The organism is Streptomyces sp. NPDC015144 (genome assembly GCF_043079735.1).
Classification (GTDB): Bacteria; Actinomycetota; Actinomycetes; order Streptomycetales; family Streptomycetaceae; genus Streptomyces.
Map to the genome: position 1 here is coordinate 1 of NZ_JBIBUU010000013.1, position 26,529 is coordinate 26,529.

Sequence of the window (26,529 nt, forward strand, 5' to 3'; positions counted from 1 at the left end):
ACCACCGGCCGCGAGCTGCGCAAGCTCATGAGCTGGGTCAACGACGAGGACGCGTAACACCCACGCCCCGGGGGCGGGCCCACCCGCCCGCCCCCGGGGCGTTCTCGTTCCCCACCGCTGGAAGTCGCGGCGTCGTACGTGTGTACAAGTCGTCCACCCCCGTGTGGGTGATCCTTCCAACGGGGCGCAATGTGCGCCCTGCTGCATGACTACACTGCTCCACACATACACGCGTCAGGCCCACAGTGTCGTGCGTCTTCCACGCGGCAAGCCCCTCCACGCCTGCGGCCGTCGGGACGGCCGTCCGCACTGGACCTGTGAGGACTCACGTGAGCTCGAAACCTGTCGTACTCATCGCTGAAGAGCTGTCGCCCGCCACGGTGGACGCGCTGGGACCCGATTTCGACATCCGGCACTGCAACGGCGCGGACCGCGCCGAACTCCTCCCCGCGATCGCCGACGTCGACGCCATCCTGGTGCGCTCCGCGACCAAGGTCGACGCCGAGGCCATCGCCGCCGCCAAGAAGCTGAGGGTCGTCGCCCGCGCCGGTGTCGGTCTCGACAACGTCGACGTCTCCGCCGCCACCAAGGCCGGCGTGATGGTCGTGAACGCCCCGACCTCCAACATCGTCACCGCCGCCGAACTGGCCTGCGGTCTGCTGGTCGCCACCGCGCGCAACATCCCGCAGGCCAACACCGCGCTCAAGAACGGCGAGTGGAAGCGGTCCAAGTACACCGGCGTCGAGCTGAGCGAGAAGACCCTCGGTGTCGTCGGCCTCGGCCGCATCGGCGTCCTGGTCGCCCAGCGCATGTCGGCCTTCGGTATGAAGATCGTCGCGTACGACCCCTACGTGCAGCCCGCGCGGGCCGCGCAGATGGGCGTCAAGCTCCTCTCGCTCGACGAGCTGCTCCAGGTCGCCGACTTCATCACCGTGCACCTGCCCAAGACGCCCGAGACGATCGGCCTGATCGGCGACGAGGCGCTGCACAAGGTGAAACCCTCCGTCCGTATCGTCAACGCCGCGCGCGGCGGCATCGTCGACGAGGCGGCGCTCGCCTCCGCCCTCAAGGAGGGCCGGGTCGCCGGCGCCGGGCTCGACGTGTACGCCAAGGAGCCCTGCACGGACTCCCCGCTCTTCGAGTTCGACCAGGTCGTCTGCACCCCGCACCTCGGCGCCTCCACCGACGAGGCCCAGGAGAAGGCGGGCATCGCCGTCGCCAAGTCCGTGCGCCTGGCCCTCGCCGGTGAGCTGGTGCCGGACGCGGTCAACGTCCAGGGCGGCGTGATCGCCGAGGACGTGCGCCCGGGGCTGCCGCTCGCCGAGAAGCTCGGCCGCATCTTCACCGCCCTCGCGGGCGAGGTCGCCGTCCGTCTCGACGTCGAGGTCTACGGCGAGATCACCCAGCACGACGTCAAGGTGCTCGAACTCTCCGCGCTCAAGGGCGTCTTCGAGGACGTGGTCGACGAGACCGTGTCCTATGTGAACGCCCCGCTCTTCGCGCAGGAGCGCGGTGTCGAGGTGCGCCTCACCACCAGCTCCGAGTCGCCGGAGCACCGCAACGTGGTCACCGTCCGCGGCACGCTCTCGGGCGGCGAGGAGGTCTCGGTCTCCGGCACGCTGGCCGGCCCCAAGCACCTCCAGAAGATCGTCGCCGTCGGCGAGTACGACGTGGACCTGGCCCTGGCCGACCACATGGTCGTGCTGCGCTACGAGGACCGCCCCGGTGTCGTCGGCACCGTCGGCCGCATCCTCGGCGAGGCCGGTCTGAACATCGCGGGCATGCAGGTCTCCCGGACCGGCGCGGGCGGCGAGGCGCTGGTCGTCCTCACCGTCGACGACGACGTCCCGGCCTCGGTGCTCGCCGAGATCTCCACGGAGATCGGCGCCGCCTCGGCCCGCACGGTGAACCTCACCGACTGACGGCCGTACCGCCGTCGCGTACCCGGAATCTAGACGTACGTCTTACACGTACGTCTGGACCCCGGGTACGCTGCTGTCATGGGACACCGTGAGGATCTGCTCGAAGGCGCCAAGCGCTGCCTGCTGGAGAAGGGGTACGCCCGGACGACGGCGCGGGACATCGTCGCCGCCTCCGGCACCAACCTCGCCTCCATCGGCTACCACTACGGCTCCAAGGAGGCGCTGCTCAACCTCGCCTTCCTCCAGGTGACGGAGGAGTGGGGCGACCTCCTCACCTCGCCGGAGGAGGGGGCGGAGGGTGCGGACGGCGGCGGGTCCCCAGCGCCGCTCGACCAGTTCCGCGACACCTGGCAGCGGGTGATCGCCAGCTACCCGGAGGCCCGGTCGGTCTGGCAGCTCCAGATGGAGGTCGTCTCCCGGCTGGAGAAGGACCCCGGACTGCGGGAGGCCCTGCTGGGCCCGCAGCGCGCGGGGCGGGACGGGCTCGCCGAGAACATGCTCGGCATCGACCCGGAGAAGGACCCGGAGCGGGCGAGGACGGCCGGGCTGTTCTGCCAGGCGCTGCTCATCGGCGTGATGGTCCAGTGGATGATGGACGAGGAGTCCGCCCCCTCCGCCCAGGATCTGACGGACGGCCTGAAGGTCGTGCTGGGGGGCCGCGCGGATCAGGAATGCGCAGGGCCCGGTGCGGGGCACGGCGCCCCCCAGGGCCTGTCTTAACCGCCGTCAGTGGTGCCGGTGGTACGCCTTGTTGGCGGTCGCCACGGAGCCGTGGACGTCGACGGTGCCGATGCGGCGGGTGCGGGCCGGTTCGTCCGGGGCCGGGTGGCCCGGGAAGAGGGCGCGGAACTTCCGCCGGCCTGCTGCGCACCGCTCCCTGCCGCAAGCGCAGATCTCGCATAAATGCCATGCGGCGCTCGCATGCCCGACACATACTGAGCCCATGGATCTGACGGTGTGGCGGACCTTTGTGACGGTGTGCCGGCTCGGTTCGCTCTCGGCGGCGGCCGCCGAGCTCCACCACACGCAGTCCGCCGTGTCCCGGCAGATCTCCGGCCTCGAACGCCAGGTCGGCGCGAGCCTGATGGAGCGTCATGCGCGCGGGGTGCGTCCGACGGCGGCCGGTGAGGCGTTCCTGCGCCATGCCCGGGCCACGCTCAACGAGGCCGACCGCGCCGTACGCGCCGCCCGGGACGCCGGGCACGGATCCGCCGCCCGGCCGCTGACCGTCGGCGCGACCCCGTCACTGGCCGCGGGGGTCGTTCCCGAGGCGGTCCGGGGGCTGCTGGAGTCCGGGGGGCCACTCGCCTGGAGCCTCCTGCCGGGGCTGAGCGCGGACCTCTGCGCCCGTGTGCTCGACGGCGACCTCGACGTGGCCGTCGTCACCGACGCGCCGCCAGGGCTCCCCGACGACCGGCGGATCGAGCGGCGGCTCCTCGGCGTGGACGACATGGTCGTCGCCCTGCCTGCCGGACACCCGCGGGCCGGGGCGGATCCGGTACCCGTAAGGGCGCTGGCCGGGGAGACCTGGGTGGAGGACAACGAGGGGTCGGCGGCGCTGCTGCGGCTCCACGCGGCCCGCGCGGGGGCCGACGCCCGCATCGATCTCGCCGCCGCCGATCTCCCCGGCAAGCTCGCCCTGGTCGCCGCCGGTCACGCCATCGCGCTGATCCCCGGGGTGCTGACGCGGGCGCTGCGCGCCGATGTCGCCACCGCCGCGCTGGTCGACCCGCCGACCCGGGGCGTCTTCACGGTCACCCCGCGCCACGACCCGCACCCGGCCGCCGCGCCGCTCCTGGACCAGCTCGCCCTCGCCTTCGCGGCGGGCCGCCGGGTCAGGCTCCCAGCCGGGCGCTCTTGAGGGCCATGTGCAGCAGCAGCCGGTCCTCGCCGTCGTTCAGGTCGAGGCCGGTGAGCTGCTGGATGCGGGAGAGGCGGTAGTAGAGCGTCTGGCGGTGGACGCCGAGCGCGGCGGCCGTCCGGGACGCCTGGCCCGCGCAGTCGAGGAACACCTCGGCGGTGTGGGCCAGGTCCTTGTGCGCCGGGGCGAGCAGGGCGCGTACGGCGGGGTCCGCGCCGGTGTCGGCGGGGAGCGTGGTCAGCAGCCGGTACGGACCGATCGCCGACCACTCGACGACCTCGCCGAACCGTTCCTCGGCCGCGGCCGCACGGGCCGCCGCCACCGCCTCGTACCAGGCCGGGGCCAGCTCCGCGAGGCCCCGGCGGGGCACCGCGATGCCGGCGGTGACCGGCCGTCCCGCGACCGCGCGCAGCCGGTCGGCGGCGGCGAATGCCGGGTCGAGCACCCCCGAGGAGCGCAGCCGCACCAGCGCGGCCAGCGCGTGCGGCGGGCCCGTCCCGACGACCGGGGCGAGCGCGGCGGCCGACGGCACCGTACGCACCGAGGGCGGGTCCTGCGGCCAGGGCGTCACGCAGACCACCGTGTGCAGCCCGTGCGCGTCCGGGCCGAGCGCCTCGGCGAGCGCGGCCGCCGCCATGTCGCGCTGCCAGCCCCGCCCGGCGGTCAGCAGCGCGCCGAACTCCCGGGACGGGTCGCTGCCCGCCCGCTCCTCCTCGGCCAGCAGCGCACCGATCCTGGCCGCCACCTCCATCGCCGCGGCCAGCCGCTCGTCGGTCGGCCCGGGGTGCCCGTCCAGCAGCCACACGTAGCCGAGCACCGCTCCCCGGTGGCGCGCCGGAAGGCAGATCCGGTCCCGGAAGACCCCGGCCTCCGGGGCGGCGGGGATGCGGACGGGGCCGGTGGCGCGGGTGATGCCGAACCCCTCGAACCAGGCGCGGACGGCCGGGGTGGAGCGGCGGGTCAGGATCGAGCGGGTGCGGACCGGGTCCATCGCGCTGTCGTCGTCGCTGTCGTGGGCACCGAAGGCGACCAGGCCGAAATCCCGGTTCTCCAGCGTCGCGGGGGCGCCGAGCAGCCCGGAGATCTCGTCGACCAGCTCCTGGTAATCGCCCTTCACCCAGCCATTCTCGCACCCCTTCAGACATATGTCTGAGAACGGGGGAGCGGATGCGTGACAGCTGTCGATGGCACACGATCGGAGCGATCCTTAGATTTCACGGTGGTTCTCCGTGCTGTACCGGTCTGTCACCCCTCGACCGATATGGCCTTCGTCCGTACTTTCCGTGGAGGTGCCCCGTGCTGGCTCCCGTGATTCTCGCCGCGTCCCGCAGCGACAAGATGCGCCGATTCATCTCGGCCGCGCCCGGCACCAAGCAGGTCGTCGACCGGTTCATCGCCGGCGAGACCGTCGACCAGGTCGTGCCCGTCATCGAGGACGCCGCCGCCAAGGGCCTCGAAGTCACCCTCGACGTGGTCGGCGAGGACATCACCACCCCGGAGCAGGCCGCCGCCGCCCGCGACGCCTACCTCGAACTGATCGAGCGGCTCAAGGAGCTGGGCCTGGGCACCCGGGCCGAGATGTCCGTGAAGCTCTCCATGTTCGGTCAGTCGCTGGACGGGGGCCACGAGCTGGCGCTCGCCAACGTCCGCCCGGTCGTCGAGGCCGCCGCCGCGATCGGCACCACGGTCACCCTGGACGCCGAGGACCACACCACCCTCGACTCGATGTTCGCCATCCACGAGGAGCTGCGGAAGGACTTCCCGCAGACCGGCTGCGTGATCCAGGCCTACCTGTTCCGCACCGAGGACGACGCCCGCCGCCTGGCCGCCGCCGGCAGCCGCGTCCGCATCGTGAAGGGCGCCTACAAGGAGCCCGCCTCCGTCGCGTACCAGGACAAGGCCGAGATCGACAAGGCGTACGTCCGGATCCTGCGCACCCTCATGGACGGCGAGGGCTACCCGATGATCGGGTCGCACGACCCGCGCCTGATCGCCATCGCCCAGGAGCTGGGCCGCCGCGCCGGGCGCAAGCTGGACGAGTACGAGTTCCAGATGCTCTACGGCATCCGCAGCGAGGAGCACCTGCGGCTCGCCGCCGAGGGCCACCGGATGCGCGTCTACACCGCGTACGGCACCGACTGGTACGGCTACTTCATGCGCCGTCTCGCGGAGAAGCCGGCGAACCTGCTGTTCTTCGGCCGTTCCGTCCTGACCAAGGGCTGAGCCCTCCCCCCTCCCCTCCACCTCTCTACCCAAGGAGCAACGGAAACCATGGACGCTGTGACCCAGGTCCCCGCGCCGGTCAACGAGCCGGTCCACTCCTACGCCCCGGGCTCCCCGGAGCGTGCCCGCCTGGAGGAGAAGCTCAAGGAGCTGAGCCAGAACCCGATCGAGCTGCCGATGACCATCGGCGGCGAGAAGCGGATGGGCGGCGGCGAGCGCTTCGACGTCGTGCAGCCGCACAACCACAAGGCCGTCATCGGCACGTACGCCAACGCCACGGAGCAGGACGCCAAGGACGCGGTCGACGCCGCGCTCGCCGCCGCCCCGGCCTGGCGCGCGATGTCCTTCGACGACCGTGCCGCGATCATCCTGCGCGCCGCCGAGCTGCTGTCCGGCCCGTGGCGCGAGACGATGGCCGCCTCCACCATGCTCGGCCAGTCGAAGACGGCCCAGCAGGCCGAGATCGACACCCCCTGCGAGCTCGTCGACTTCTGGCGCTTCAACGTGCACTACGCGCGCCAGATCCTGGCCGAGCAGCCGCCGGCCAACTCGACGGGTGTGTGGAACCGCATGGACCACCGCCCGCTGGAGGGCTTCGTCTACGCGATCACGCCGTTCAACTTCACGGCCATCGCGGGCAACCTGCCCACCGCCCCCGCCCTCATGGGCAACGTCGTGGTGTGGAAGCCGTCCCCGACCCAGACCCACGCCGCGGTGCTGCTGATGCAGCTCCTCGAGGAGGCCGGTCTGCCCAAGGGCGTCATCAACCTGGTGACCGGCGACGGCCTCGCCGTCTCCGAGGTCGCGCTGAACCACCGCGACCTGGCCGGGATCCACTTCACCGGCTCGACCCCCACCTTCCAGCACCTGTGGAAGACGGTCGGCAACAACATCGCCAACTACCGCACCTACCCGCGGCTCGTCGGCGAGACCGGTGGCAAGGACTTCGTCGTCGCCCACCCGTCGGCCGACCGGGCCGTCCTGAAGACCGCGCTGACCCGTGGCTCCTTCGAGTTCCAGGGCCAGAAGTGCTCGGCCTCCTCGCGGGCGTACATCCCGGCCTCCATCTGGAACTCCGGTTTCAAGGAGACCTTCGCCGCCGAGGTCGACTCGATCACCATGGGCGACGTCACCGACCTGTCGAACTTCATCGGCGCCGTCATCGACGACCGCTCGTTCGCCAAGAACAAGGCCGCGATCGACCGGGCCAAGGCCGACCCGAGCTGCACGATCGTCGCGGGCGGCACGTACGACGACTCGGTGGGCTACTTCGTCCGCCCGACCGTCATCGAGTGCACCGACCCGGAGAACGAGGTCTTCACGACCGAGTACTTCGGCCCGATCCTCGCCGTGCACGTCTACGAGGACGACAAGTACGACGAGATGCTGGAGCAGATGGAGTCGGTCTCCGACTACGCGCTGACCGGTTCCGTCATCGCCAACGACCGCGCCGCCGCCGCGCACACGATGGAGAAGCTGCGGTACGCCGCGGGCAACTTCTACATCAACGACAAGTCGACCGGTGCCGTCGTCGGCCAGCAGCCCTTCGGTGGCGGCCGGGCCTCGGGCACCAACGACAAGGCGGGCGCCCCGCAGAACCTCCAGCGCTGGACCCTGACCCGGGCCATCAAGGAGACCCTGGTCCCGCCGACCGACTACACCTACCCCCACCAGGGCTGACACCCCACGGGGCGCCCCACCCCGGCGCCCCTCCCGTGAACTCCGCCTCCCGCCCGGTTCCCCTGCCGGCCGGGAGGCGGTTTCCATGTCCGGGCCCGTGCGGGCCCCGGTCTCAGATCTCCACGAGCACCTGGTCGAGCGACTTGCGGACCAGGCCGGGCACCTCGCAGTCCTCGGCCGGGTAGCCGATCGGGATCACCGCGAACGCCTTCTCGTTCTCCGGGCGGCCGAGCACCTCGCGCAGGAAGCGCATCGGGCTCGGGGTGTGGATCAGCGCCGCCAGCCCCGACTGGTGCAGGGCGCTCAGCAGCATGCCGACCGCGATCCCGACCGACTCGTCGACGTAGTAGTGCTTGTGCCGGGTGCCGTCCTCGCCGACCCAGTACCGCTGCTGGAACACCACGAGCAGTGCCGGGGCGTCGGTCATATGGGTCTTGACGGCGTCGGTGCCCAGCGGGCGCAGCGCGGCCAGCCACTCCTCGCCGAGCCGCCCGTCGTAGCTGATCCGCTCCTCGTTCTCGGCCGCCTCCCGGATGCGCCGGCGCACCTCGGGGTCCTTGACCAGGACGAAGGTCCACGGCTGCTGGTGGGCGCCGGACGGCGCGGTCGCGGCGCAGGCGATCGCGTCCCGGACGGCCTGCTCGGGCACGGGGTCGGGGGAGAAGCTGCGTACGGTCCTGCGCTCGTCCATCCGCCGCCGCAGCCGGGCGGCGGTGGCGAGGGACTCGTCGGCCGCCATCCGCTCGGGGCGGTAGGGGACCGGCTCGTAGGGTGCGCCGTGGATGGGCGCCCACTGCGGGGGTGCGGTGGTGGCGGCCGTGGCGGCCGTGGTGTCGGACATGGCGGCAGTGTGGCGGATCATGACTGGTCCGGACCAGGGTGCGACGGACCGGAGGCCGGGCTTCCGGGGGTGTCGCGGTGCCGGGAACGTCACGCGGCGGGCATATTGCCGGGTTCCTGCCGGTCAACTGCCTCCTGCGCGGAGGCCGACCCCGTCACCCCCGTTGAGCAGGGACGATGTCGATTCCTCCGGGCGATCGGGCGGCCGGGGGGAGAGGTTCGGGCCGTGCGCCCGTCTCAGATAGTAGGAAGTCCGAGTAACTGTGGAGACAGACCGGCCCGGCTGCCCTAGCTTTGTAGAAGCCGAACGTCACGCTCGATCCAGCGACTGGCGGTCGTGAGCGCGCGCCTCGCGCAGGCAACCCCTGCGGCGCGTGTTCCCCGCCCTTCCGGCGCCTCGAAATCCTGATCTCGAAATCAGCTTCACGATCTTCGATCCTCGATCTTCGATCTCGAAATCCCCGTGATCTCAAGGAGTCGATCCATCATGGTCCAGACCACCCTCCGCCGTGTCCGCCGTTCCCACCGCCCGACCGAGTCGGAGCGCCGGAACGCCGCCGCCGCCCTCCAGCGCGCCCTCGACCGCAGGGACAACGGCGGCTCCACCGGTCACTGACGACCGGCCCCGGTCAGCCCCGGGCGATCTCGAAGTGGTCGATGCGCTCGCCCGACTCGGCGAGCGCCGACACCTCCATCCGGGGGTGGGGGCCGGGTTCGACCGCCACGGCCAGGAACGAGAACCCGGTGTAGCGCACCCGGGACCACTCCACGGTCTCGGCCGCCCTCCCGCCTCCCTTGACCGTGTGGAACGTGTCCACGCTCTCCCGCTCGGCGGGGTGGCCCTCGTAGCTGTCCGGAACCGCGAAACGCATCAGCGCCCTTCCCCCGCCGCCCGCGGTGACGTACACGATGCCGTCCCGGGCCGGGTCGACGCGTTCGCCGATCGGCACCGTGCGCCGGACGGCGCCGTTCAGGATCGCGTCGGTACGTTCGTAGACGTGGTTGTGGCCGTTGACGACCAGGTCCACCCGGTGTTTCTCGAAGAGCGGTACCCAGGCGTCGCGCACCCCGCCGTCGGAGGCGTGCACGCTGGACGTCGAGAAGGCGCAGTGGTGGAAGAAGACCACGACGAAGTCGATGTCGTGGTGGGCCCGCAGCTCCCCCAGGCGCCGGTCCAGCCAGCGGGTCTGACGGCCTTCGCTGATCCCGAAGTTGGCCGGGATCTCGTACGAGACGTCATTGGCGTCCAGCGCGACGACGGCCACGTTCCCGTGGACGAAGGAGTAGGCGCCGGGCAGGTTCACCGGGTCCGGGCCGTTGCCGGGCAGTGACCAGCGGGCGTTCTGGCCGCCGTAGCCGTCCGGTGAGTACCACGCCTCCATGTCGTGGTTGCCGGTGGTGACCATCCACGGCACGGTCTTGGCCACCGTCTCGGTCTGCGCCAGGTACTGGTCCCAGGTGCGGGCGTCGTAGCCGTCGATGGGGCGCCCCGAACCGAACGGGTCCGCGTAGCAGAGGTCGCCCGCGTGCAGGTGGAAGGTTGGGTCCTGACCGAGGATCAACTGGTCGTTGCCGAGCGCGTCGTAGCTGACGCCCTGGTCGCCGAAGGCGGTGAAGGTGAAGGGCTCCGCACGGGCGGGCGCGGTGGTGAAGGTGCCGAGCGTGCCCAGGTTGCGGGCGTCGGCGGGGTCGAAGCCCTCGTGGCCGACCCCGTAGTAGTACGTGGTGCCCGGCCGCAGCCGCTCCAGGCGCGCGTGCAGATAGAACTGCTCGGCCGCGGCGATCTTCCCGCCGTTCAGCTCCGGGGTGGTCAGATGGCGGACCTCGGCGTCGATCCGGCGGCTCAGCGCCCACGGCTGGAGGCCGATGCGCAGAAAGGGCCGCTCCACCGCGAACGGGACCTGCCAGCCGACCGACATCCGTGTCCTCGGGTCGGCGCCGTACGCCAGATGCCGACCGAACGGGGCCACCAGCGAACCGTCCACCCGGGTGGAGGCGCGGGGCGCGGTGAGCACGGTCGGGGCGGCCTGGGCGGGCCGGGCGGCGAGCCCGGCGCCGGTGACGGCGGCGGTCGCCACGCCCGCGCGGAGCGCGCCGCGCCGGGTCGGCCGGGTGCGCAGGTACGCGTGCTGCTCGGCCATGCTCATCCGGGCGGCGAGCTTCTCGGGGATTCCGAAACGGGGGATGTCCATGGAACAGAACATCCGCCCGTCGGCCGACGCTGTCCGGCCGTCCGGGCGAACGGCACACGTACGGCCCCCTCTGTGTCCGCATGGTGGACGCCACGTGTCATGGAGTGGGACGAGCAGTAGGGTGCGTCCATGTCTTCCAGCATCAATCTCGCAGTGATCCCCGGTGACGGTATCGGCCAGGAGGTCGTGGCCCAGGGACTCAAGGTCCTCCGCGCCGCCCTCCCGCAGGACGTGAAGCTGGAGACCAAGGAGTACGACCTCGGCGCCCGGCGCTGGCACCGCACCGGTGAGACCCTCCCGGACGAGGAGCTCGAAGCCCTCAAGGGTCACGACGCCATCCTGCTCGGCGCGATCGGCGACCCCTCCGTGCCGTCCGGCGTCCTGGAGCGCGGCCTCCTGCTGAAGCTGCGGTTCGCCTTCGACCACTTCATCAACCTGCGTCCCTCCAAGCTCTTCCCGAACACCGCGAGCCCGCTGGCCGGCCGCCCGGACATCGACTTCGTCGTCGTCCGCGAGGGCACCGAGGGCCCGTACACCGGCAACGGCGGCTCGCTGCGCACCGGCACCCCCGCCGAGGTCGCCACCGAGGTCAGCGTGAACACCGCGTACGGCGTCGAGCGGGTCGTCCGCGACGCCTTCGAGCGGGCGAACGCCCGCCCGCGCAAGAAGCTGACGCTGGTCCACAAGAACAACGTCCTGGTCTACGCGGGCCACCTCTGGAAGAACACCTTCGACCGGATCGCGGCCGAGTACCCCGAGGTCACCACCGACTATCTGCACGTCGACGCCGCGACGATCTTCTTCGTCACCCAGCCGGAGCGCTTCGACGTCATCGTCACCGACAACCTCTTCGGCGACATCCTCACCGACCTCGCCGCCGCCGTGACCGGCGGTATCGGCCTGGCCGCCTCCGGCAACATCAACCCGACGGGCGCCTTCCCGTCGATGTTCGAGCCCGTCCACGGCTCCGCGCCCGACATCGCGGGCCAGGGCAAGGCCGACCCGACCGCCACGGTCCTCTCCGTCGCCCTCCTGCTGCGCCACCTCGGCCACGAGTCCGCGGCCGCGCGCATCGAGGACGCCGTCTCCGCCGATCTCGCGGAGCGCGACGGTTCGAACCGCACGACCGAACAGATCGGCGACGCGCTCGCGGTACGCGTAGCGGGCTGACCCGACGACTCCACTTCGAAGCCGCCGGGTAGCAGCCGCACCCGGCGGCTTCACCTGCGCCGTTCCGGGTGCCACCATCGACCACCGGACCGTGTTTCCGTCATGCTTTCCGCACGGCCGCCCGGGAGCGATAATCGAACGGGGCCGCGCCTCGAACGAAAGCTCGGGCGTCCTCGCACCCGCCCGGCGGGAGCGGCGTGAACGCGGTCCAGCCCATACAACCGGTGAAGGACACGCACTCATGACGACGCCCACGATCGAGCTCAAGCCCTCCTCGAACCCCCTGTCCGACGCGGAGCGCGAGGCCAGCATGGTCAACCCCGGTTTCGGCCGCCGTTTCACCGACCACATGGTGACGATCCGCTGGACCGAGGGGCGCGGCTGGCACGACGGCGAGCTCGTCCCCTACGGCCCGCTGTCGCTCGACCCGGCCACCACCGTCTTCCACTACGCCCAGGAGATCTTCGAGGGCCTCAAGGCGTACCGCCGCCCCGACGGCAGCGTCGCCACCTTCCGCCCCGAGGCCAACGCCAAGCGCTTCCAGGCGTCCGCCCGCCGGCTGGCCATGCCGGAGCTGCCCGTCGAGACCTTCATCGAGGCCTGTGACGCGCTGGTCCAGCAGGACAAGGCATGGGTGCCCGCGCACGGCGGCGAGGAGTCCCTCTACCTGCGCCCGTTCATGATCGCGACCGAGGTCGGCCTCGGGGTGAAGCCCGCCAACGAGTACCTGTTCGCGGTGATCGCCTCGCCCGCGGGCGCCTACTTCCCCGGCGGTGTGAAGCCGGTCTCCATCTGGCTCTCCGAGGACCGGGTGCGCGCCGTCCCCGGCGGCATGGGCGACGCCAAGACCGGCGGCAACTACGCCGCGTCCCTGCTCGCCCAGGCAGAGGCCGCCGAGAAGGGCTGCGACCAGGTCGCCTACCTCGACGCGATCGAGCACAAGTGGGTCGAGGAGCTCGGCGGGATGAACCTGTACTTCGTGTACGGGAACAAGATCGTCACCCCGGCGCTGACCGGCTCGCTGCTCGCCGGAGTCACCCGCGACTCGCTGCTCCAGGTCGCCCGTGACCTCGGCTACGAGTCCGAGGAGGGCCGCGTCTCCATCGACCAGTGGCGCGAGGACAGTGCGAACGGCAGCCTCACCGAGGTCTTCGCCTGCGGCACCGCCGCCGTCATCACCCCCGTCGGCACCGTCAAGTGCGCGGGCGCCGAGTGGGTCCAGGGCGACGGCACGCCCGGCGAGGTCACGATGAAGCTGCGCGAGCGGCTGCTCGACATCCAGCGCGGCACCGTCGAGGACACCCACGGCTGGATGCACCCCCTGGGCTGACCGTCCCGATCCCGGGCCCGGTCCGGGCCTTACGTGTGAAAGCCGCGCCAGGCGTCTTAGCCGGCGCGGCTTCCGCATGCCCGGGGGAGGGTCTCGGGCATCCGGAGTGGGGCCTCTCACACTCTAACCTTGAGTTAGAGTGACGCTCTAACCGAGAGGCGGGGAGACATGAGACTGACTCCGACGGAACGTGACCGGCTGCTGCTGTTCAGCGCCGCCGAGCTGGCCCGTGCCCGCCGCGCCCGCGGGCTCCGGCTCAATGTCCCCGAGGCCACCGCCCTGATCGCGGACACCGTCTGCGAGGCGGCCCGCTCGGTGCTCGGCCCCGACGACGTGCTGCCGGGCGTCGCCGACGTCGTCACCGAGGTCCATGTGGAGGCCGTCTTCGACGACGGCTCGCGGCTCGCCGTGGTGTCCCGGCCGCTCGGCGACGGGTTGGGCGACGAGGCCCCCGGGGCCGTCCTGCCCGGACCGGCCGCGCCCGAGCCGGAGCCCGCGGTACGGCTGACCGTCCGCAACACCGCGGCCGTGCCGGTCTCGGTGACCTCGCACTTCCACTTCTTCGAGGCCAACCCCCGGCTCGACTTCGCCCGCGCCGACGCCTACGGGATGCGGCTCTGCGTCCCCGCCGGGTCCTCCGTGCGGTTCGGACCGGGCGAGAGCGTCGAGGTCGGGCTCGTCCCGATCGGCGGCGAGCGGATCGCGATCGGCTTCGCCGGACTGGTGGACGGGCCGCTGGACGCGCCCGGCGCACGCGAGGAGGCGCTGCGGCGCGCGGCCGCCTGTGGATACCTGGGAGCTGAACGATGAGCATCGACCCGTCCGAGTACGCCTCCGTCCACGGCCCGCGCGCCGGTGACCGGGTGAGGCTCGGCGACTCCGGGCTGACCGTCCGCGTCGAGTCCGACGCCCAGGCGTACGGCGAGGAGTTCCTCGCGGGCTTCGGCAAGACCGCCCGCGACGGCCTCCACCTCAAGGCCGCCGCGGTCCGCGACACCTGCGACGTCGTCATCAGCAACGTCCTGGTCATCGACGCCGTGCAGGGCATCCGCAAGGTGTCGATCGGCATCCGCGAGGGCCGGATCGCCGCGATCGGCCGGGCCGGGAACCCGGACACGCTGGACGGTGTCGACGTGGTCGTCGGCACCGGCACCACCATCGTCTCCGGCGAGGGCATGATCGCCACGGCGGGCGCCGTCGACACCCATGTCCACCTGCTCTCGCCGCGGATCATGGAGGCGTCGCTCGCCTCCGGCGTCACCACGATCATCGGCCAGGAGTTCGGCCCGGTCTGGGGCGTCGGCGTCAACTCGCCCTGGGCGCTGCGCCACGCCTTCAACGCCTTCGACGCCTGGCCGGTCAACATCGGCTTCCTGGGCCGGGGCTCGTCCTCCCACCGCCCTCCGCTGGTCGAGGCGCTGGCGGAGGGCGGGGCCTGCGGTTTCAAGGTCCACGAGGACATGGGCGCCCACACCCGCGCCCTGGACACCGCGCTGCGGGTCGCCGAGGAGCACGACGTCCAGGTCGCCCTGCACAGCGACGGGCTGAACGAGTGCCTGTCGGTCGAGGACACCCTCCGCGTCCTGGAGGGCCGTACGATCCACGCCTTCCACATCGAGGGCTGCGGCGGCGGGCACGTCCCCAACGTCCTGAAGATGGCGGGCGTGGCCAACGTCATCGGCTCGTCCACCAACCCGACGCTGCCCTTCGGCCGGGACGCGGTCGCCGAGCACTACGGGATGATCGTCTCCGTACACGACCTCAAGACCGACCTGCCCGGCGACGCGGCGATGGCCCGTGACCGCATCCGCGCCGGGACGATGGGCGCCGAGGACGTCCTGCACGACCTGGGCGCCATCGGCATCACCTCCTCCGACGCGCAGGGCATGGGCCGGGCCGGCGAGACGGTGCGCCGCACCTTCGCGATGGCCGGGAAGATGAAGGCGGAGCTGGGCCCGATGGAGGGCGACGGTCCGGGCGACGACAACGCCCGGGTGCTGCGCTACATCGCCAAGCTGACCATCAACCCCGCCATCGCCCACGGCCTCTCCCACGAGGTCGGCTCCATCGAGACCGGCAAGCTGGCCGACATCGTGCTGTGGCGGCCCGAGTTCTTCGGCGCCAAGCCGCAGCTGGTCCTGAAGGCCGGCTTCCCCGCGTACGGGGTCACCGGTGACCCCAACGCCGCCACCGACACCTGCGAACCCCTGGTCCTCGGGCCGCAGTTCGGGGCGCACGGGGCCACCGCCGCCGACCTCTCCGTGGCCTTCGTCTCGCAGGCGGCGGCCCAGCTCGGCGCCGACGGGATGCCCACCCGGCGCCGCCGCGTCGGCGTGCGCGGCACCCGCGGCATCGGCCCCGGCGACCTGGTCCACAACTCCCGCACCGGGGAGGTCGCCGTGGACGCCCGCAGCGGCCTGGTCACCCTGGACGGCGACCCGCTGCGCTCCGAGCCGGCCGACTCCGTCTCCCTCAACCGCCTCTACTTCCTCTGACATCTCCGCCGAACCGCAGACCCCAAGGACGCGCAGTGACCTTCCGCATGCCCCCCGAGTGGGCCCCGCACGAACGCACCTGGATGGCCTGGCCCGGCCCCAACCCCACCTTCGGGACCGAAGCCGAACTGGCCGCCGCCCGGGACGCCTGGGCCACCGTCGCCCGCGCCGTGCGCCGCTTCGAGCCGGTCACCGTGGTCGTCGGCCCCGGCCAGGAGGACGGCGCCCGCGCCCTGCTCGGCCCGGACGTGGAGATCGCCGTACGCCCCCTGGACGACGCCTGGATGCGGGACATCGGCCCCACCTTCGTCACCGACGGGACGCGACTGGCCGCCGTCGACTGGACGTTCAACGGCTGGGGCGCCCAGGGCTGGGCCCGCTGGGAGCACGACCAGCACATCGCCCGCGCCGTCGCCGAGCTCGCCGACGTCCCCGTGCACAGCTCCCGGCTGGTCAACGAGGGCGGCGCGATCCACGTGGACGGCGAGGGCACCGTCCTGCTCACCGAGACCGTCCAGCTCGGCAGGGAACGCAACCCCGACTGGACCCGCGAGCAGGTCGAGTCCGAGATCCACGCCCGCCTCGGCACCGAGAAGGCGATCTGGCTGCCGCGCGGCCTGGCCGGCGACTACGGCGACTACGGCACCCTCGGCCACGTCGACATCGTCGCCGCCTTCGCCCGCCCCGGCACCGTCGTCGTCCACGTCCAGCCCGACCCGGCCCACCCCGACCACGAGATCACCCGGGAGACCGTGCGCATCCTGCGCGGGGCCACCGACGCCCGGGGCCGCTCGCTGGAGGTCGTCGAGGTCAAGGCGCCCACCGTGCTCAAGGAGGACGGGGAGTGGGTCGACTACTCCTACATCAACCACTACCTCTGCAACGGCGGCGTGGTCCTCTGCGCCTTCGACGACCCGCGCGACCAGGAAGCGGCCGCCGTCTTCGGCGAGCTCTTCCCCGACCGCACGGTCACCCTCGTCGACGCGCGTACGATCTTCGCCGGCGGTGGAGGCATCCACTGCATCACCCAGCAGCAGCCGAAGGTCTGACACCGTGCCCCCCGAGCCCCGCCGCCGCAACACCGCCCCGCCCCGCGAGGAACTGCTGGCCGCCGCCATGGCGACCATCGCCGAACGCGGACTGGACGGCCTCACGATGGCCGGGCTCGGGCGCGAGGTCAGGATGAGCAGCGGACACCTCCTCTACTACTTCCGGACCAAGGACGAGCTGCTGCTCCAGACCCTGGAGTGGAGCGAGGAGCGGCTCGGGGCCCGGCGGCGCGCCCTGCTGTCCGGACCGGGCACCGCCCGCGAACAGCTCGACGGGTACATCGGCCTCTACCTCCCCGACGGCCCCGGCGACCCGCACTGGACGCTCTGGCTGGAGGTGTGGAACCGCTCGCGGAACGCGGACGACGACGCCCGCGCCCGGCAGGCCGCCATCGAGGAGGCATGGCAGCGCGACCTGGTGGAGCTGCTGGCGCGGGGCACGGCGGCCGGGGAGTTCCGCCCGGTCGACGCCGGTCGGTTCGCGGCCCGGCTGCGCGCCCTGCTCGACGGCTTCAGCGTGCATGTCGCGGTCGGCCTCCCCGGCACCGGACGGGGCCAGGTCCTCGACCGGGTCGGGGAGTTCGTCGAGGAGTCGCTGCTCGCCCGGTGAGGCCCGCGACGCGCCCCGCACCGCCGTGAACGAAACGTACACAAGTACGCCCGATCGTTGCGGGGTGCGCCCTTGTTCCCCTCCCGGTGGTTCGGGCACGGTGGCGGACCATGGGACGAGAGCAGTGGAAGAAAATCTGGGTCGGCTCGGCCGGGAACATGGTCGAGTGGTTCGACTGGTTCGTCTACGCGACCTTCGCGGTCTACTTCGCGGATTCGTTCTTCCCCGAAGGCAATGAGACCGCCAACCTCATGAACACCATGGGCATCTTCGCCGTGGGCTTCTTCATGCGGCCGGTCGGCGGCTGGCTGCTCGGCCGGATCGGCGACCGCCGGGGCCGGAAGGCGGCGCTCACCCTCACCGTCACCCTCATGTCGGCCTCCGCGATCCTCATCGCCGCCGCCCCGACCTACGACGTCGCCGGGTACGGCGGTGTCGCCGTCCTGCTGGTCGCCCGGCTGCTCCAGGGCCTCTCGGTCGGCGGCGAGTACGCGGCCAGCGCCACCTACCTCACCGAGGCGTCCGCCCCCGACCGGCGCGGCTTCGCCTCCAGCTTCCAGTACGTCTCCATGACCGCCGGGCAGCTCGTCGGCCTCGGCCTCCAGATCGTCCTGCAGCGCAACATGTCCGAGGCGGCCCTGCACAGCTGGGGCTGGCGCATCCCGTTCATCATCGGCGCGCTCGGCGCCGCGATCGTCTTCTACCTGCGCCGCAACATGCTGGAGACCGAGGTCTACGCGGAGTCCGGCGCCGCCGAGCAGCAGGACCGGGGCACCCTGAAGGCGCTGTGGCAGCACAGGCGCGAGGCGTTCCTCGTGATGGCGCTGACCATGGGCGGCACCGTCGCGTACTACACGTACACCACGTACCTCACCAAGTTCCTCTCCACGAGCGCCGGCATGGCGAAGTCCACCGCCTCGCTCGTGAGCTTCTGCGCCCTGTTCGTCTTCATGTGCGTCCAGCCGCTCGCCGGGATGCTCTCCGACCGGATCGGCCGCCGCCCGCTGCTCATCACCTTCGCGGTCGGCTCCACCTTCCTGACCGTGCCGATCATGACGATGCTCAAGCACGCGGGCACCTTCTGGCCCGCCTTCGGACTGGCGCTGCTCGCCCTGCTCGTCGTCACCGGCTACACCTCGATCAACGCCTGTGTGAAGGCGGAGCTCTTCCCGACCGGCGTCCGCGCCCTGGGCGTCGCCCTCCCGTACGCCCTGGCCAACGCGCTCTTCGGCGGCACCGCCGAGTACGTGGCGCTCTGGTTCAAGAAGGCGGGCGTCGAGTCCGGCTTCTACTGGTACGTGGCCGGCTGCGCGGCGGTCTCCCTGGTCGTCTACCTGACCATGCGGGAGACCCGCGACATCGACCTGGGCCGGATCGGCACCGGGGACGAGGAGCGGAGCGCCGCGGCGCGGCCCGGTGCGGCCGACGTCACGCCCGCATCCTGAGACGGAGGGGGGCGCGGCCGCGGCCCTGTGCAAGACTGCGACCGTGCCCTCGTACGCCATGATTATCGGCAGCAGGCGCGCCGGTCCGCAGTGACCGTCCCGCATCACCATGTGCGGCACGGCCATCGTGCCCCAGACCCGCGCGCAGACCTCTCGCACCCGCGAGGGGTTTTTTCGTTTTCCGGCCTCACCCCGGCCGGGGCGGGACGCGCGCGGGATGATGGGGGCAAGTGGAGCCCGATCTTCCGGATCCGCTCATCCGACAGGAGTCAGACCAGCATGACCACCAAGGCCAACGCCACCGACGACAGTTTCCACGTCTTCGACACCACGCTGCGCGACGGGGCACAGCGTGAGGGCATCAACCTGACGGTCGCGGACAAGCTCACCATCGCCCGCCACCTGGACGACTTCGGCGTGGGCTTCATCGAGGGCGGCTGGCCCGGTGCCAACCCCCGCGACACCGAGTTCTTCGCCCGCGCCCGGCAGGAGATCGACTTCAAGAACGCCCAACTGGTCGCCTTCGGCGCGACCCGGCGGGCCGGGGCCAGGGCCGCCGACGACCCGCAGGTCAAGGCACTGCTGGCGTCCGGCGCCCCGGTGATCACCCTGGTCGCCAAGTCGCACGACCGCCATGTCGAACTCGCGCTGCGCACCACCCTGGAGGAGAACCTGGAGATGGTCGTCGACACCGTCTCCCACCTCCGCGAGCAGGGCCGCCGGGTCTTCGTGGACTGCGAGCACTTCTTCGACGGCTACCGCGCCAACCCCGAGTACGCCAAGGCCGTCGTCCGCGCCGCCTCCGAGGCCGGCGCCGACGTCGTCATCCTCTGCGACACCAACGGCGGGATGCTCCCCGCCCAGATCCAGGCCGTCGTCTCCACGGTGCTCGCCGACACCGGCGCCCGGCTCGGCATCCACGCCCAGGACGACACCGGCTGCGCGGTCGCCAACACCCTGGCCGCCGTGGACGCGGGCGCCACCCACGTCCAGTGCACCGCCAACGGCTACGGCGAACGCGTCGGCAACGCCAACCTCTTCCCGGTCGTCGCCGCGCTGGAGCTCAAGTACGGCAGATCCGTGCTCCCCGAGGGCGCCCTCGCCGACATGACCCGCGTCTCGCACGCCATCGCCGAGGTCGTCAACCTGACCCCCTCCACCCACCAGCCCTACGTCGGCGTCTCGGCCTTCGCCCACAAGGCCGGGCTGCACGCCTCCGCGATCAAGGTCGACCCCGACCTCTACCAGCACATCGACCCCGCCCTGGTCGGCAACACCATGCGGATGCTGGTCTCCGACATGGCGGGCCGCGCCTCCATCGAACTCAAGGGCAAGGAACTGGGCTTCGACCTCGGCGGCGACCGCGAACTCGTCGGCCGGATCGTCGAGCGGGTCAAGGAGCGCGAACTCAAGGGCTACACCTACGAGGCCGCCGACGCCTCCTTCGAACTGCTGCTGCGCGCCGAGGTCGAGGGCCGGGTGCGCCGCTACTTCCGTACCGAGTCCTGGCGGGCCATCGTCGAGACCCGCCCCGACGGCACGCACGCCAACGAGGCGACCGTGAAGCTCTGGGCCAGGAGCGAGCGGATCGTCGCCACCGCCGAGGGCAACGGACCGGTCAACGCGCTGGACCGGGCGCTGCGGGTCGCCCTGGAGCGGATCTACCCGCAGCTCGCCAAGTTGGAGCTGATCGACTACAAGGTCCGCATCGTGGAGGGCCGCACCGGCACCGAGTCCACCACCCGCGTCCTGATCACCACCGGCGACGGCGAGGGCGAGTGGTCCACGGTCGGCGTCGCGGACAACGTCATCGCCGCCTCCTGGCAGGCGCTGGAGGACGCCTGCACCTACGGTCTGCTGCGGGCCGGGGTCGAGCCCACGGAGTGACCGTCCCCGTGCCGGCGGGCCCGTCGCGGGGCCGCCGGCACGGGAGGCGCGGTCAGCCGGCCGAGCGGGGCAGGGCCAGGGAGCGGTTCTCCTCGACGATCCGGTACCCCGTACGCGTGTACAGGTTCATGGCCACCTCGTTGCCGCCCCACACGCTGAACATCAGCGTCGACTCGCCGGCCGCGAGCGTCGCCAGCTCGCCCGCCACCATCGCCGCCCGGCCGAACCCCCGGCCCCGGTGCTTCTCGTCGACGAAGAGCGAGTAGCCGTACGTCACCCCCGGCAGGTAGCCGTGCTTCAGCCAGCCGGTGCCGACGGGCTCGCCCGCCGCCTCCAGCACCAGGAACGTGTTGTCGGGCGTGTCCAGACCCTCGGGAAGCAGCTGCGCGAAGTCGCGGTCGGACTTCTTCCGGGCCTCCTCCGGCGTCAGGGCCCCGGACCGGGCGATGTCGCCCGCGTACTCGGCCTTCTCGGCGGTGACCCACGCGGGGTACTCGGCCGCGGTCATCGGCCGGGCGGTGAAGCCCTCGACGGCCTCCGGCGGGGAGTCGATCCGCCGCGCCCGGAGCTGGCCGCGTACGCCGTAGCCGTCGAACAGGCCGTCGTGCGCCCCGGAGAGCCGGACCCGTATCTGCTCCGCGCCGCGCTCCGCGCACCACGCCTCGGCCCACTCCAGGGCGGCCCGCTCATGGCCCCGACCGGTGTGGGCCGCCTCGACGTGGAGGTCGCCGATGCGGCCGTCGACTGCGCCGTTCTCCTCCGCCACGTGCACGGCGACGTACCCCACCCGGGCCCCGTCGTCCGTGATCCCGGCGACGGTCCAGTCATCGGCCCGCCGGAGCGTCCCGTCGAGCATGCCCTCCGTGGCGGGGCCGTCCAGCCCGGCCGCGGTGTACGCGACGCGCAGCCGCCGCTCGCAGTCCTGCCGCCACCGCGTCGTGTCGTCGAGAAGATCGAATTCCGTCATCCGGCCACCCTAAGCGGGGCGTTGGGCCGGACCAAGGCGGTTGTTCCCGGGCGGCGCCACCCCTCGTCCCGGACGCCGGGGGCCGGGACGCCGCTCCCCGGAAAGCCCGGACCGGCCGGTCACCGCCTCTCGGGGAGCCGCGATCCGTGTTAGACCTGACTATATGGCTGTTATCGGCCGATTCCGGGCGCGACTGCGACGTCACTCCCGGCGATCAGATCGGCACGATGAAGGACGCCCGGGCCGCAGTGGGCCCGCGCCGACCGCCCGGGACACACCCCACCGGTCCCCGGGCGGTGGCCTGCGTTCCCTGTTCAGCGTGCGCACCCTGTCCGGCCAGGTCTTCCTCTGCGTCCTCGGTCTCGTGCTGCTGCTCGTCGCGGCGGGGGCGGTCGCGCTGGTGGTGCAGGGCCGCCGCGACAGCATGTCCGACGCCAAGGACCGCACCCTGAGCGTCGCCTCCGCCCTCGCCCACTCGCCGGGCATGGTGGAGGCGTTGGACAGCGCGCACCCCACGGCCCGGCTCCAGCCCCGCACTCAGGCGATCCGCCGTGACACCGACGTGTCGTACGTCGTCGTGACGAGTCCGGTCGGCGTGCGCTACACCCACCCCGACCCGTCGCTGATCGGGCAGCGCATCAAGGACATTCCCCAGCAGGCCCTCACCGGCCCCGGGTACACCTGGACCGTCGCCGCGAGCCACGGCCCGGCGGTCAACTCCCTGGTGCCGGTCCGAAGGCCCGACGGTTCGCTGGCGGGCCTGGTCTCCGCGGGCATCACCGTCGAATCGGTGAACAGCCTCGCGGACCGTTCCCTCCTGCTCGCCGCGGCCGCCGCGGCGGGCGCCCTCGCCATCACCACGGGCGGCGCGGCGCTCCTCAGCCGCCGACTGCGGCGGCAGACCCACGGGCTCGGCCCGGCCGAGATGACCCGGATGTACGAACACCACGACGCGGTCCTGCACGCGGTCCGCGAGGGCGTCCTCATCGTCGACGCCGACCGGCGCCTCACCCTCGCCAACGACGAGGCCCGCCGCCTGCTCGACCTGCCCGAGGACGCCGAGGGCCGGCCGGTGGGCATGCTCGGGCTGGCCCCGGAGACCGCGCGGCTGCTGGTCTCCGGCCGCACCGTCACCGACGAGGTGCTCCGGGCCGGCAACCGGCTGCTGGCCGTCAACCTCCGCCCGACCGACGCCCGGGGCGGCCCGCCCGGCACGGTGGTCACCCTGCGCGACACCACCGAACTCCGCGCGGTCACCGGAGAGGCCGAACTCGCCACCGAACGGCTGCTGCTCCTCTACGAGGCCGGGGCCCGCGTCGGCACCACGCTGGACGTCACCCGGACCGCCCAGGAGCTGGCGGACGTCGCCACCCCCGGATTCGCCGATGCCACCTCCGTCGACATCGCCGACCCGGTGCGCCGGGGCGACGAACCGGTCACCCCGCAAGGCGCCACCCTGGAGATGCGCCGCGCCGTCGTCACCTCCGTGACGACCGAGAACCCGCTGTACCCGGTCGGCCACGTCGTGGGCTTCGTCCCCACCCGGACCCGCGCCATGCGCGCCCACCACGAGGACGCCGACCTCTCCGGCGAGTTCGCCCGGCTGGGCCTGCGGAACTGGGACCCCGAGGTGGCCGAACGGATCAGGGCCCAGGGCTTCCACTCGATGCTGTCGGTGCCGCTGCACGCGCGCGGCACCGTGCTGGGCATGGTCAACTTCTGGCGGGCGGGCGATTCGCCGCCCTTCGACGACGCCGACCTGTCCTTCGCGGAGGAGCTGGTCGCCCGCGCCGCCGTCGGGGTGGACAACGCCCGCCGCTACACCCGGGAGCACGCCCTCGCCGTGACGCTCCAGCGCAGTCTGCTGCCGCGCGGGCTGCCCCAGCAGAGCGCCCTGGACGTCGCCTACCGCTATCTGCCGGCCCACGAGGGCGTCGGCGGCGACTGGTTCGACGTGATCCCGCTCTCCGGCGCCCGGGTCGCCCTGGTCGTCGGCGACGTGGTCGGACACGGACTGCACGCCGCCGCCACCATGGGGCGGCTGCGCACCAGCGTCCACAACTTCTCCTCGCTGGACCCGGCGCCCGACGAGCTGCTCTGGCACCTGGACGAGCTGGTCGCCCGGATCGACCGGGACGAGATCGAGGACGGCGACGCCGAGATCGCCGGGGCCACCTGCCTGTACGCGATCTACGACGCCGTCACCGGGAACTGCTCGGTGGCCCGGGCCGGCCACCCCGGCCCCGCACTGGTCCTGCCGGATGGCACCGTCGAGTTCCCCGAGGTCCCCACCGGGCTCCCGCTGGGCATCGGCGGCATGCCCTTCGAGGCCACCGATTTCCATGTGCCCGAGGGGAGCCGGCTGGTGCTGTACACGGACGGGCTCGTCGAGCGGCGCGGCCGGGACATCGACGTCGGCATCGACCGGCTGCGCGAGGCGCTCACCGGGCCCGACCGGACACCGGAGGAGACCTGCGACGCCGTGCTCGACGCGCTGCTGGGCGAGCGGCCGGACGACGACGTCGCGCTGCTCGTGGCCCGCACCCGCACCCTCGACCCCGAACAGGTCGCGCAGTGGGCCGTGGCCACCGACCCGGCGGCGGTCGCCGGGGTCCGCAAGAACGTCGCCCAGTGGCTCACCGAGCGGGGACTGGAGGAGGAGGCGTTCGCCACCGAGCTGATCCTCAGCGAACTGGTCACCAACGCGGTCCGCTACGGCACCGCCCCCATCGGCGTCCGCCTGCTGTACGACCGCAACCTCATCTGCGAGGTCTCCGACAGCAGCAGCACCGCCCCGCACCTGCGGTACGCGGCGAGCACCGACGAAGGCGGCCGGGGCCTCTTCCTCGTCGCCCAGATGGCCGAACGCTGGGGCACCCGCTACACGGAGACGGGCAAGGTCATCTGGTCCGAGCAGACGGTCGGCGAGACGGAGGAGGAGCCCGCTCCCTGAGGGGCACCCCCGGGCGGGATTTGCTGGTACGGCAACCCTTCTTGCTGAAATGGTGTGGCCTCATGGACGCTCTCCCGTGAAAGGGAGGTGCTCCTGATGAACGGAACGACCGAGAACGACGGCCCGCGGGACGGCGGGGCGGAGAGCGGGGCCGGTGCGGACCGGCGCTACGACGTGGTGGTGATCGGCGGCGGCGCCGCCGGGCTGAGCGGGGCGGTGACCCTGGCCAGGGCGCGCCGCTCGGTGCTGGTGCTCGACGCGGGCGAGCCGCGCAACGCACCGGCCGCGCACATGCACGGCTACCTGGGGTACGACGGCCACCCGCCCGCCCGGCTGCTGTCCGACGGCCGCGAGGAGGTGGCCCGGTACGGGGGCGAGGTGGTCCGGGGCGCGGTGGTCGCCGTCGAACGGCTCCCCGGCGACGAGGGCTTCCGCGTCGTGCGGGAGGACGGGGCGGCCGTGGTGGCGCGCGCCCTGCTGCTGGCCACCGGGCTGGTGGACGGGCTGCCCGAGGTGCCGGGCGTGGCCGAGCGCTGGGGGCGCGAGGTGCTGCACTGCCCGTACTGCCACGGCTGGGAGGTCCGCTCCCGGCCGGTCGGCGTCCTGTCCACCGGCCCGCTCGCGGTGCACCAGGCGCTGATGTGGCGCCAGTGGACCGAGGACGTCACGCTCTTCCGCCACACCGGTCCGGCCCCCACCGACGAGGAGTACGAACAGCTCGCGGCGCGCGGCATCGCCGTGGTCGACGGCGAGGTCACCGGCCTGGAGGTGGCCGGTGACCGGCTCACCGGGGTACGGCTGGCCGACGGCCGGCTGGTGGAGCGCGAGGCGGTCGTGGTGCAGCCGCGCTTCACCGCCCGTACGGAGGGGCTGGCTGGTCTGGGCCTCGACGTGACCGCGGTGGTGGTGGTGGGTGGCGCCACGGTGGGGAGCCAGGTCGCCACCGGCCCGGCCGGGGCCACCGAGGTGCCCCGCGTCCGGGTGGCCGGGAACGCCGCGGACCCGAAGGCGACGGTCGTCGTGGCGGCGGCGGCCGGGGTGCAGGCCGCCACCGCGCTCAACGCGGACCTGACCGACGACGACGTACGCCGCGCGGTCGCCGCCCGCCGGGCCTGAGCGGAGCCCGGCGGACGGGGACCGCGCGGTGAGGGGGTGCCGGGCCGGGGCCGGCGGGGGAGGGCCTCGGGCCCGGGGCGGCCTCAGGCCTGGGGCGCGGCGGCCTTGATCGCGGAGATGTCGAAGTTCAGCTTGACCTTGTCGCTGACCATCACGCCGCCGGTCTCCAGCGCCGCGTTCCAGGTCAGGCCCCAGTCGGAGCGCAGGATGGTCGCGCTGCCCTCGAAGCCGACGCGCTCGTTGCCGTAGACGTCGGTGGCGGAGCCGTTGAACTCCAGGTCGATGGAGAGGGGGCGCGTGACGTCCTTGATCGTCAGGTCGCCGGTGACCCGGTAGTCGTCGCCGCCGAGCAGTTCGGCGCTGGTCGAGCGGAACGTCATGAGCGGGAACTTCTCGGCGTCGAAGAAGTCGCCGCTGACCAGGTGGCCGTCGCGGTCGGCGATGCCGGTGTCGACGCTGGCGATCCGGACGTCGATGGACGCGGTGGAGTTCGACGGGTTGGCGCCGTCCAGCTTCAGGACACCCTCGTGGTCGCCGAACGAGCCGCGCACATTGGTCACCATCGCGTGGCGCACGGTGAAGCCGATGCTGCTGTGGGCCGGGTCGATCGTGTAGTCACCGCTGAGGGCGGCCAGGGCCGGGTCCACGGCGGCGGGGGTGGCGGCGGGGGTGTCGTTGTTCTTGCGGTTGAACAGAGCCATGGCTCCTCCTCGGGGACGTGATGCGACGGACGGGACATGAGCGGTCCGGCGCGGTTGTTGTTTAACCTTCAACGAGATTGACTGTAGC

21 protein-coding genes are annotated in these 26,529 nt (G+C 72.3%); 16 read left to right on the plus strand and 5 right to left on the minus strand.

What is annotated here, in order from left to right; translation table 11 throughout:
* Nucleotides 1-329: 329 nt before the first annotated feature.
* The 3 genes from serA (at nucleotide 330) to ACF08W_RS21810 (ending at nucleotide 3,783) form a co-directional block, all read left to right on the plus strand.
* Nucleotides 330-1,922: a phosphoglycerate dehydrogenase gene (gene serA / locus ACF08W_RS21800; protein WP_392280247.1), complete on the plus strand. Its 1,593-nt coding sequence runs from the start codon at nucleotides 330-332 to the stop codon at nucleotides 1,920-1,922.
* A 78-nt stretch (nucleotides 1,923-2,000) separates the two neighbouring features.
* Entirely contained in the window at nucleotides 2,001-2,642 is a 642-nt protein-coding gene (locus tag ACF08W_RS21805; RefSeq protein ID WP_392280248.1) for a TetR/AcrR family transcriptional regulator, read from the plus strand.
* Nucleotides 2,643-2,865: 223 nt separating this feature from the next.
* Nucleotides 2,866-3,783, plus strand: a complete 918-nt coding sequence (locus tag ACF08W_RS21810; RefSeq protein ID WP_392280249.1) for a LysR family transcriptional regulator — start codon at nucleotides 2,866-2,868, stop codon at nucleotides 3,781-3,783.
* Here ACF08W_RS21810 and ACF08W_RS21815 read toward each other — a convergent pair.
* Nucleotides 3,758-4,900, minus strand: a complete 1,143-nt coding sequence (locus ACF08W_RS21815) for a PucR family transcriptional regulator (RefSeq protein WP_392280250.1) — start codon at nucleotides 4,898-4,900, stop codon at nucleotides 3,758-3,760. The two genes, ACF08W_RS21810 and ACF08W_RS21815, sit on opposite strands and share 26 nt — an antisense overlap.
* Before the next feature lie 179 nt (nucleotides 4,901-5,079).
* Between ACF08W_RS21815 and ACF08W_RS21820 the strand changes: the two genes are divergently transcribed.
* Both ACF08W_RS21820 and pruA read left to right on the plus strand, forming a co-directional pair.
* Complete coding sequence (locus tag ACF08W_RS21820) at nucleotides 5,080-6,006, plus strand: proline dehydrogenase family protein (RefSeq protein WP_352276178.1); 927 nt, start codon at nucleotides 5,080-5,082, stop codon at nucleotides 6,004-6,006.
* 48 nt (nucleotides 6,007-6,054) lie between these two features.
* Complete coding sequence (gene pruA, locus ACF08W_RS21825; protein ID WP_352276180.1) at nucleotides 6,055-7,686, plus strand: L-glutamate gamma-semialdehyde dehydrogenase; 1,632 nt, start codon at nucleotides 6,055-6,057, stop codon at nucleotides 7,684-7,686.
* Nucleotides 7,687-7,798: 112 nt separating this feature from the next.
* Here pruA and ACF08W_RS21830 read toward each other — a convergent pair whose 3' ends face one another.
* Entirely contained in the window at nucleotides 7,799-8,527 is a 729-nt protein-coding gene (locus tag ACF08W_RS21830) for a nitroreductase family protein (protein ID WP_392280251.1), read from the minus strand.
* 486 nt (nucleotides 8,528-9,013) lie between these two features.
* On the opposite strand from ACF08W_RS21830, the gene ACF08W_RS21835 reads away from it, so the two are divergent.
* On the plus strand, nucleotides 9,014-9,142 hold the full coding sequence (locus ACF08W_RS21835) for a hypothetical protein (protein ID WP_352276183.1): 129 nt from the start codon (nucleotides 9,014-9,016) through the stop codon (nucleotides 9,140-9,142).
* A gap of 13 nt (nucleotides 9,143-9,155) precedes the next feature.
* Here the strand turns inward: ACF08W_RS21835 and ACF08W_RS21840 are convergent, their stop codons facing one another.
* Nucleotides 9,156-10,718, minus strand: a complete 1,563-nt coding sequence (locus ACF08W_RS21840; RefSeq protein WP_392280252.1) for a purple acid phosphatase family protein — start codon at nucleotides 10,716-10,718, stop codon at nucleotides 9,156-9,158.
* 129 nt (nucleotides 10,719-10,847) lie between these two features.
* Here ACF08W_RS21840 and ACF08W_RS21845 point away from each other — a divergent pair, with 129 nt between their 5' ends.
* The 8 genes from ACF08W_RS21845 (at nucleotide 10,848) to cimA (ending at nucleotide 20,704) form a co-directional block, all read left to right on the plus strand.
* On the plus strand, nucleotides 10,848-11,888 hold the full coding sequence (locus ACF08W_RS21845) for a 3-isopropylmalate dehydrogenase (RefSeq protein WP_392280253.1): 1,041 nt from the start codon (nucleotides 10,848-10,850) through the stop codon (nucleotides 11,886-11,888).
* A gap of 241 nt (nucleotides 11,889-12,129) precedes the next feature.
* A complete protein-coding gene (locus ACF08W_RS21850; protein WP_352276189.1) occupies nucleotides 12,130-13,218 on the plus strand; it encodes a branched-chain amino acid aminotransferase in 1,089 nt (362 codons plus the stop codon).
* Between the two features lie 168 nt (nucleotides 13,219-13,386).
* Nucleotides 13,387-14,028 (plus strand): urease subunit beta, encoded by a 642-nt coding sequence (locus ACF08W_RS21855; protein ID WP_392280254.1) that lies wholly within the window; start codon nucleotides 13,387-13,389, stop codon nucleotides 14,026-14,028.
* Nucleotides 14,025-15,713: an urease subunit alpha gene (locus ACF08W_RS21860; RefSeq protein WP_392280255.1), complete on the plus strand. Its 1,689-nt coding sequence runs from the start codon at nucleotides 14,025-14,027 to the stop codon at nucleotides 15,711-15,713. Before ACF08W_RS21855 ends, ACF08W_RS21860 begins: the two co-directional genes overlap by 4 nt.
* A gap of 47 nt (nucleotides 15,714-15,760) precedes the next feature.
* Nucleotides 15,761-16,762, plus strand: coding sequence for an agmatine/peptidylarginine deiminase (locus tag ACF08W_RS21865; RefSeq protein ID WP_385212145.1), 1,002 nt, complete (start codon nucleotides 15,761-15,763; stop codon nucleotides 16,760-16,762).
* Between the two features lie 4 nt (nucleotides 16,763-16,766).
* Nucleotides 16,767-17,372: a TetR/AcrR family transcriptional regulator gene (locus tag ACF08W_RS21870; protein ID WP_385211763.1), complete on the plus strand. Its 606-nt coding sequence runs from the start codon at nucleotides 16,767-16,769 to the stop codon at nucleotides 17,370-17,372.
* Nucleotides 17,373-17,482: 110 nt separating this feature from the next.
* Nucleotides 17,483-18,817, plus strand: coding sequence for an MFS transporter (locus tag ACF08W_RS21875; protein WP_352276196.1), 1,335 nt, complete (start codon nucleotides 17,483-17,485; stop codon nucleotides 18,815-18,817).
* A gap of 279 nt (nucleotides 18,818-19,096) precedes the next feature.
* Complete coding sequence (gene cimA / locus ACF08W_RS21880; protein WP_352276198.1) at nucleotides 19,097-20,704, plus strand: citramalate synthase; 1,608 nt, start codon at nucleotides 19,097-19,099, stop codon at nucleotides 20,702-20,704.
* 52 nt (nucleotides 20,705-20,756) lie between these two features.
* On the opposite strand, the gene ACF08W_RS21885 is transcribed toward cimA, so the two are convergent.
* Nucleotides 20,757-21,671 carry a GNAT family N-acetyltransferase gene (locus ACF08W_RS21885; protein WP_392280256.1) on the minus strand — a complete coding sequence of 305 codons (915 nt, stop codon included), beginning with the start codon at nucleotides 21,669-21,671 and terminating at the stop codon, nucleotides 20,757-20,759.
* A 328-nt stretch (nucleotides 21,672-21,999) separates the two neighbouring features.
* Here ACF08W_RS21885 and ACF08W_RS21890 point away from each other — a divergent pair, with 328 nt between their 5' ends.
* Complete coding sequence (locus ACF08W_RS21890) at nucleotides 22,000-24,624, plus strand: SpoIIE family protein phosphatase (RefSeq protein ID WP_392280360.1); 2,625 nt, start codon at nucleotides 22,000-22,002, stop codon at nucleotides 24,622-24,624.
* 96 nt (nucleotides 24,625-24,720) lie between these two features.
* The gene (locus tag ACF08W_RS21895; RefSeq protein ID WP_392280257.1) at nucleotides 24,721-25,740 is read left to right on the plus strand and encodes an NAD(P)/FAD-dependent oxidoreductase; all 1,020 of its coding nucleotides are present in this window, start codon (nucleotides 24,721-24,723) and stop codon (nucleotides 25,738-25,740) included.
* An 83-nt stretch (nucleotides 25,741-25,823) separates the two neighbouring features.
* Here the strand turns inward: ACF08W_RS21895 and ACF08W_RS21900 are convergent, their stop codons facing one another.
* Nucleotides 25,824-26,441, minus strand: coding sequence for a YceI family protein (locus tag ACF08W_RS21900; RefSeq protein WP_385211769.1), 618 nt, complete (start codon nucleotides 26,439-26,441; stop codon nucleotides 25,824-25,826).
* Nucleotides 26,442-26,529 lie beyond the last annotated feature (88 nt).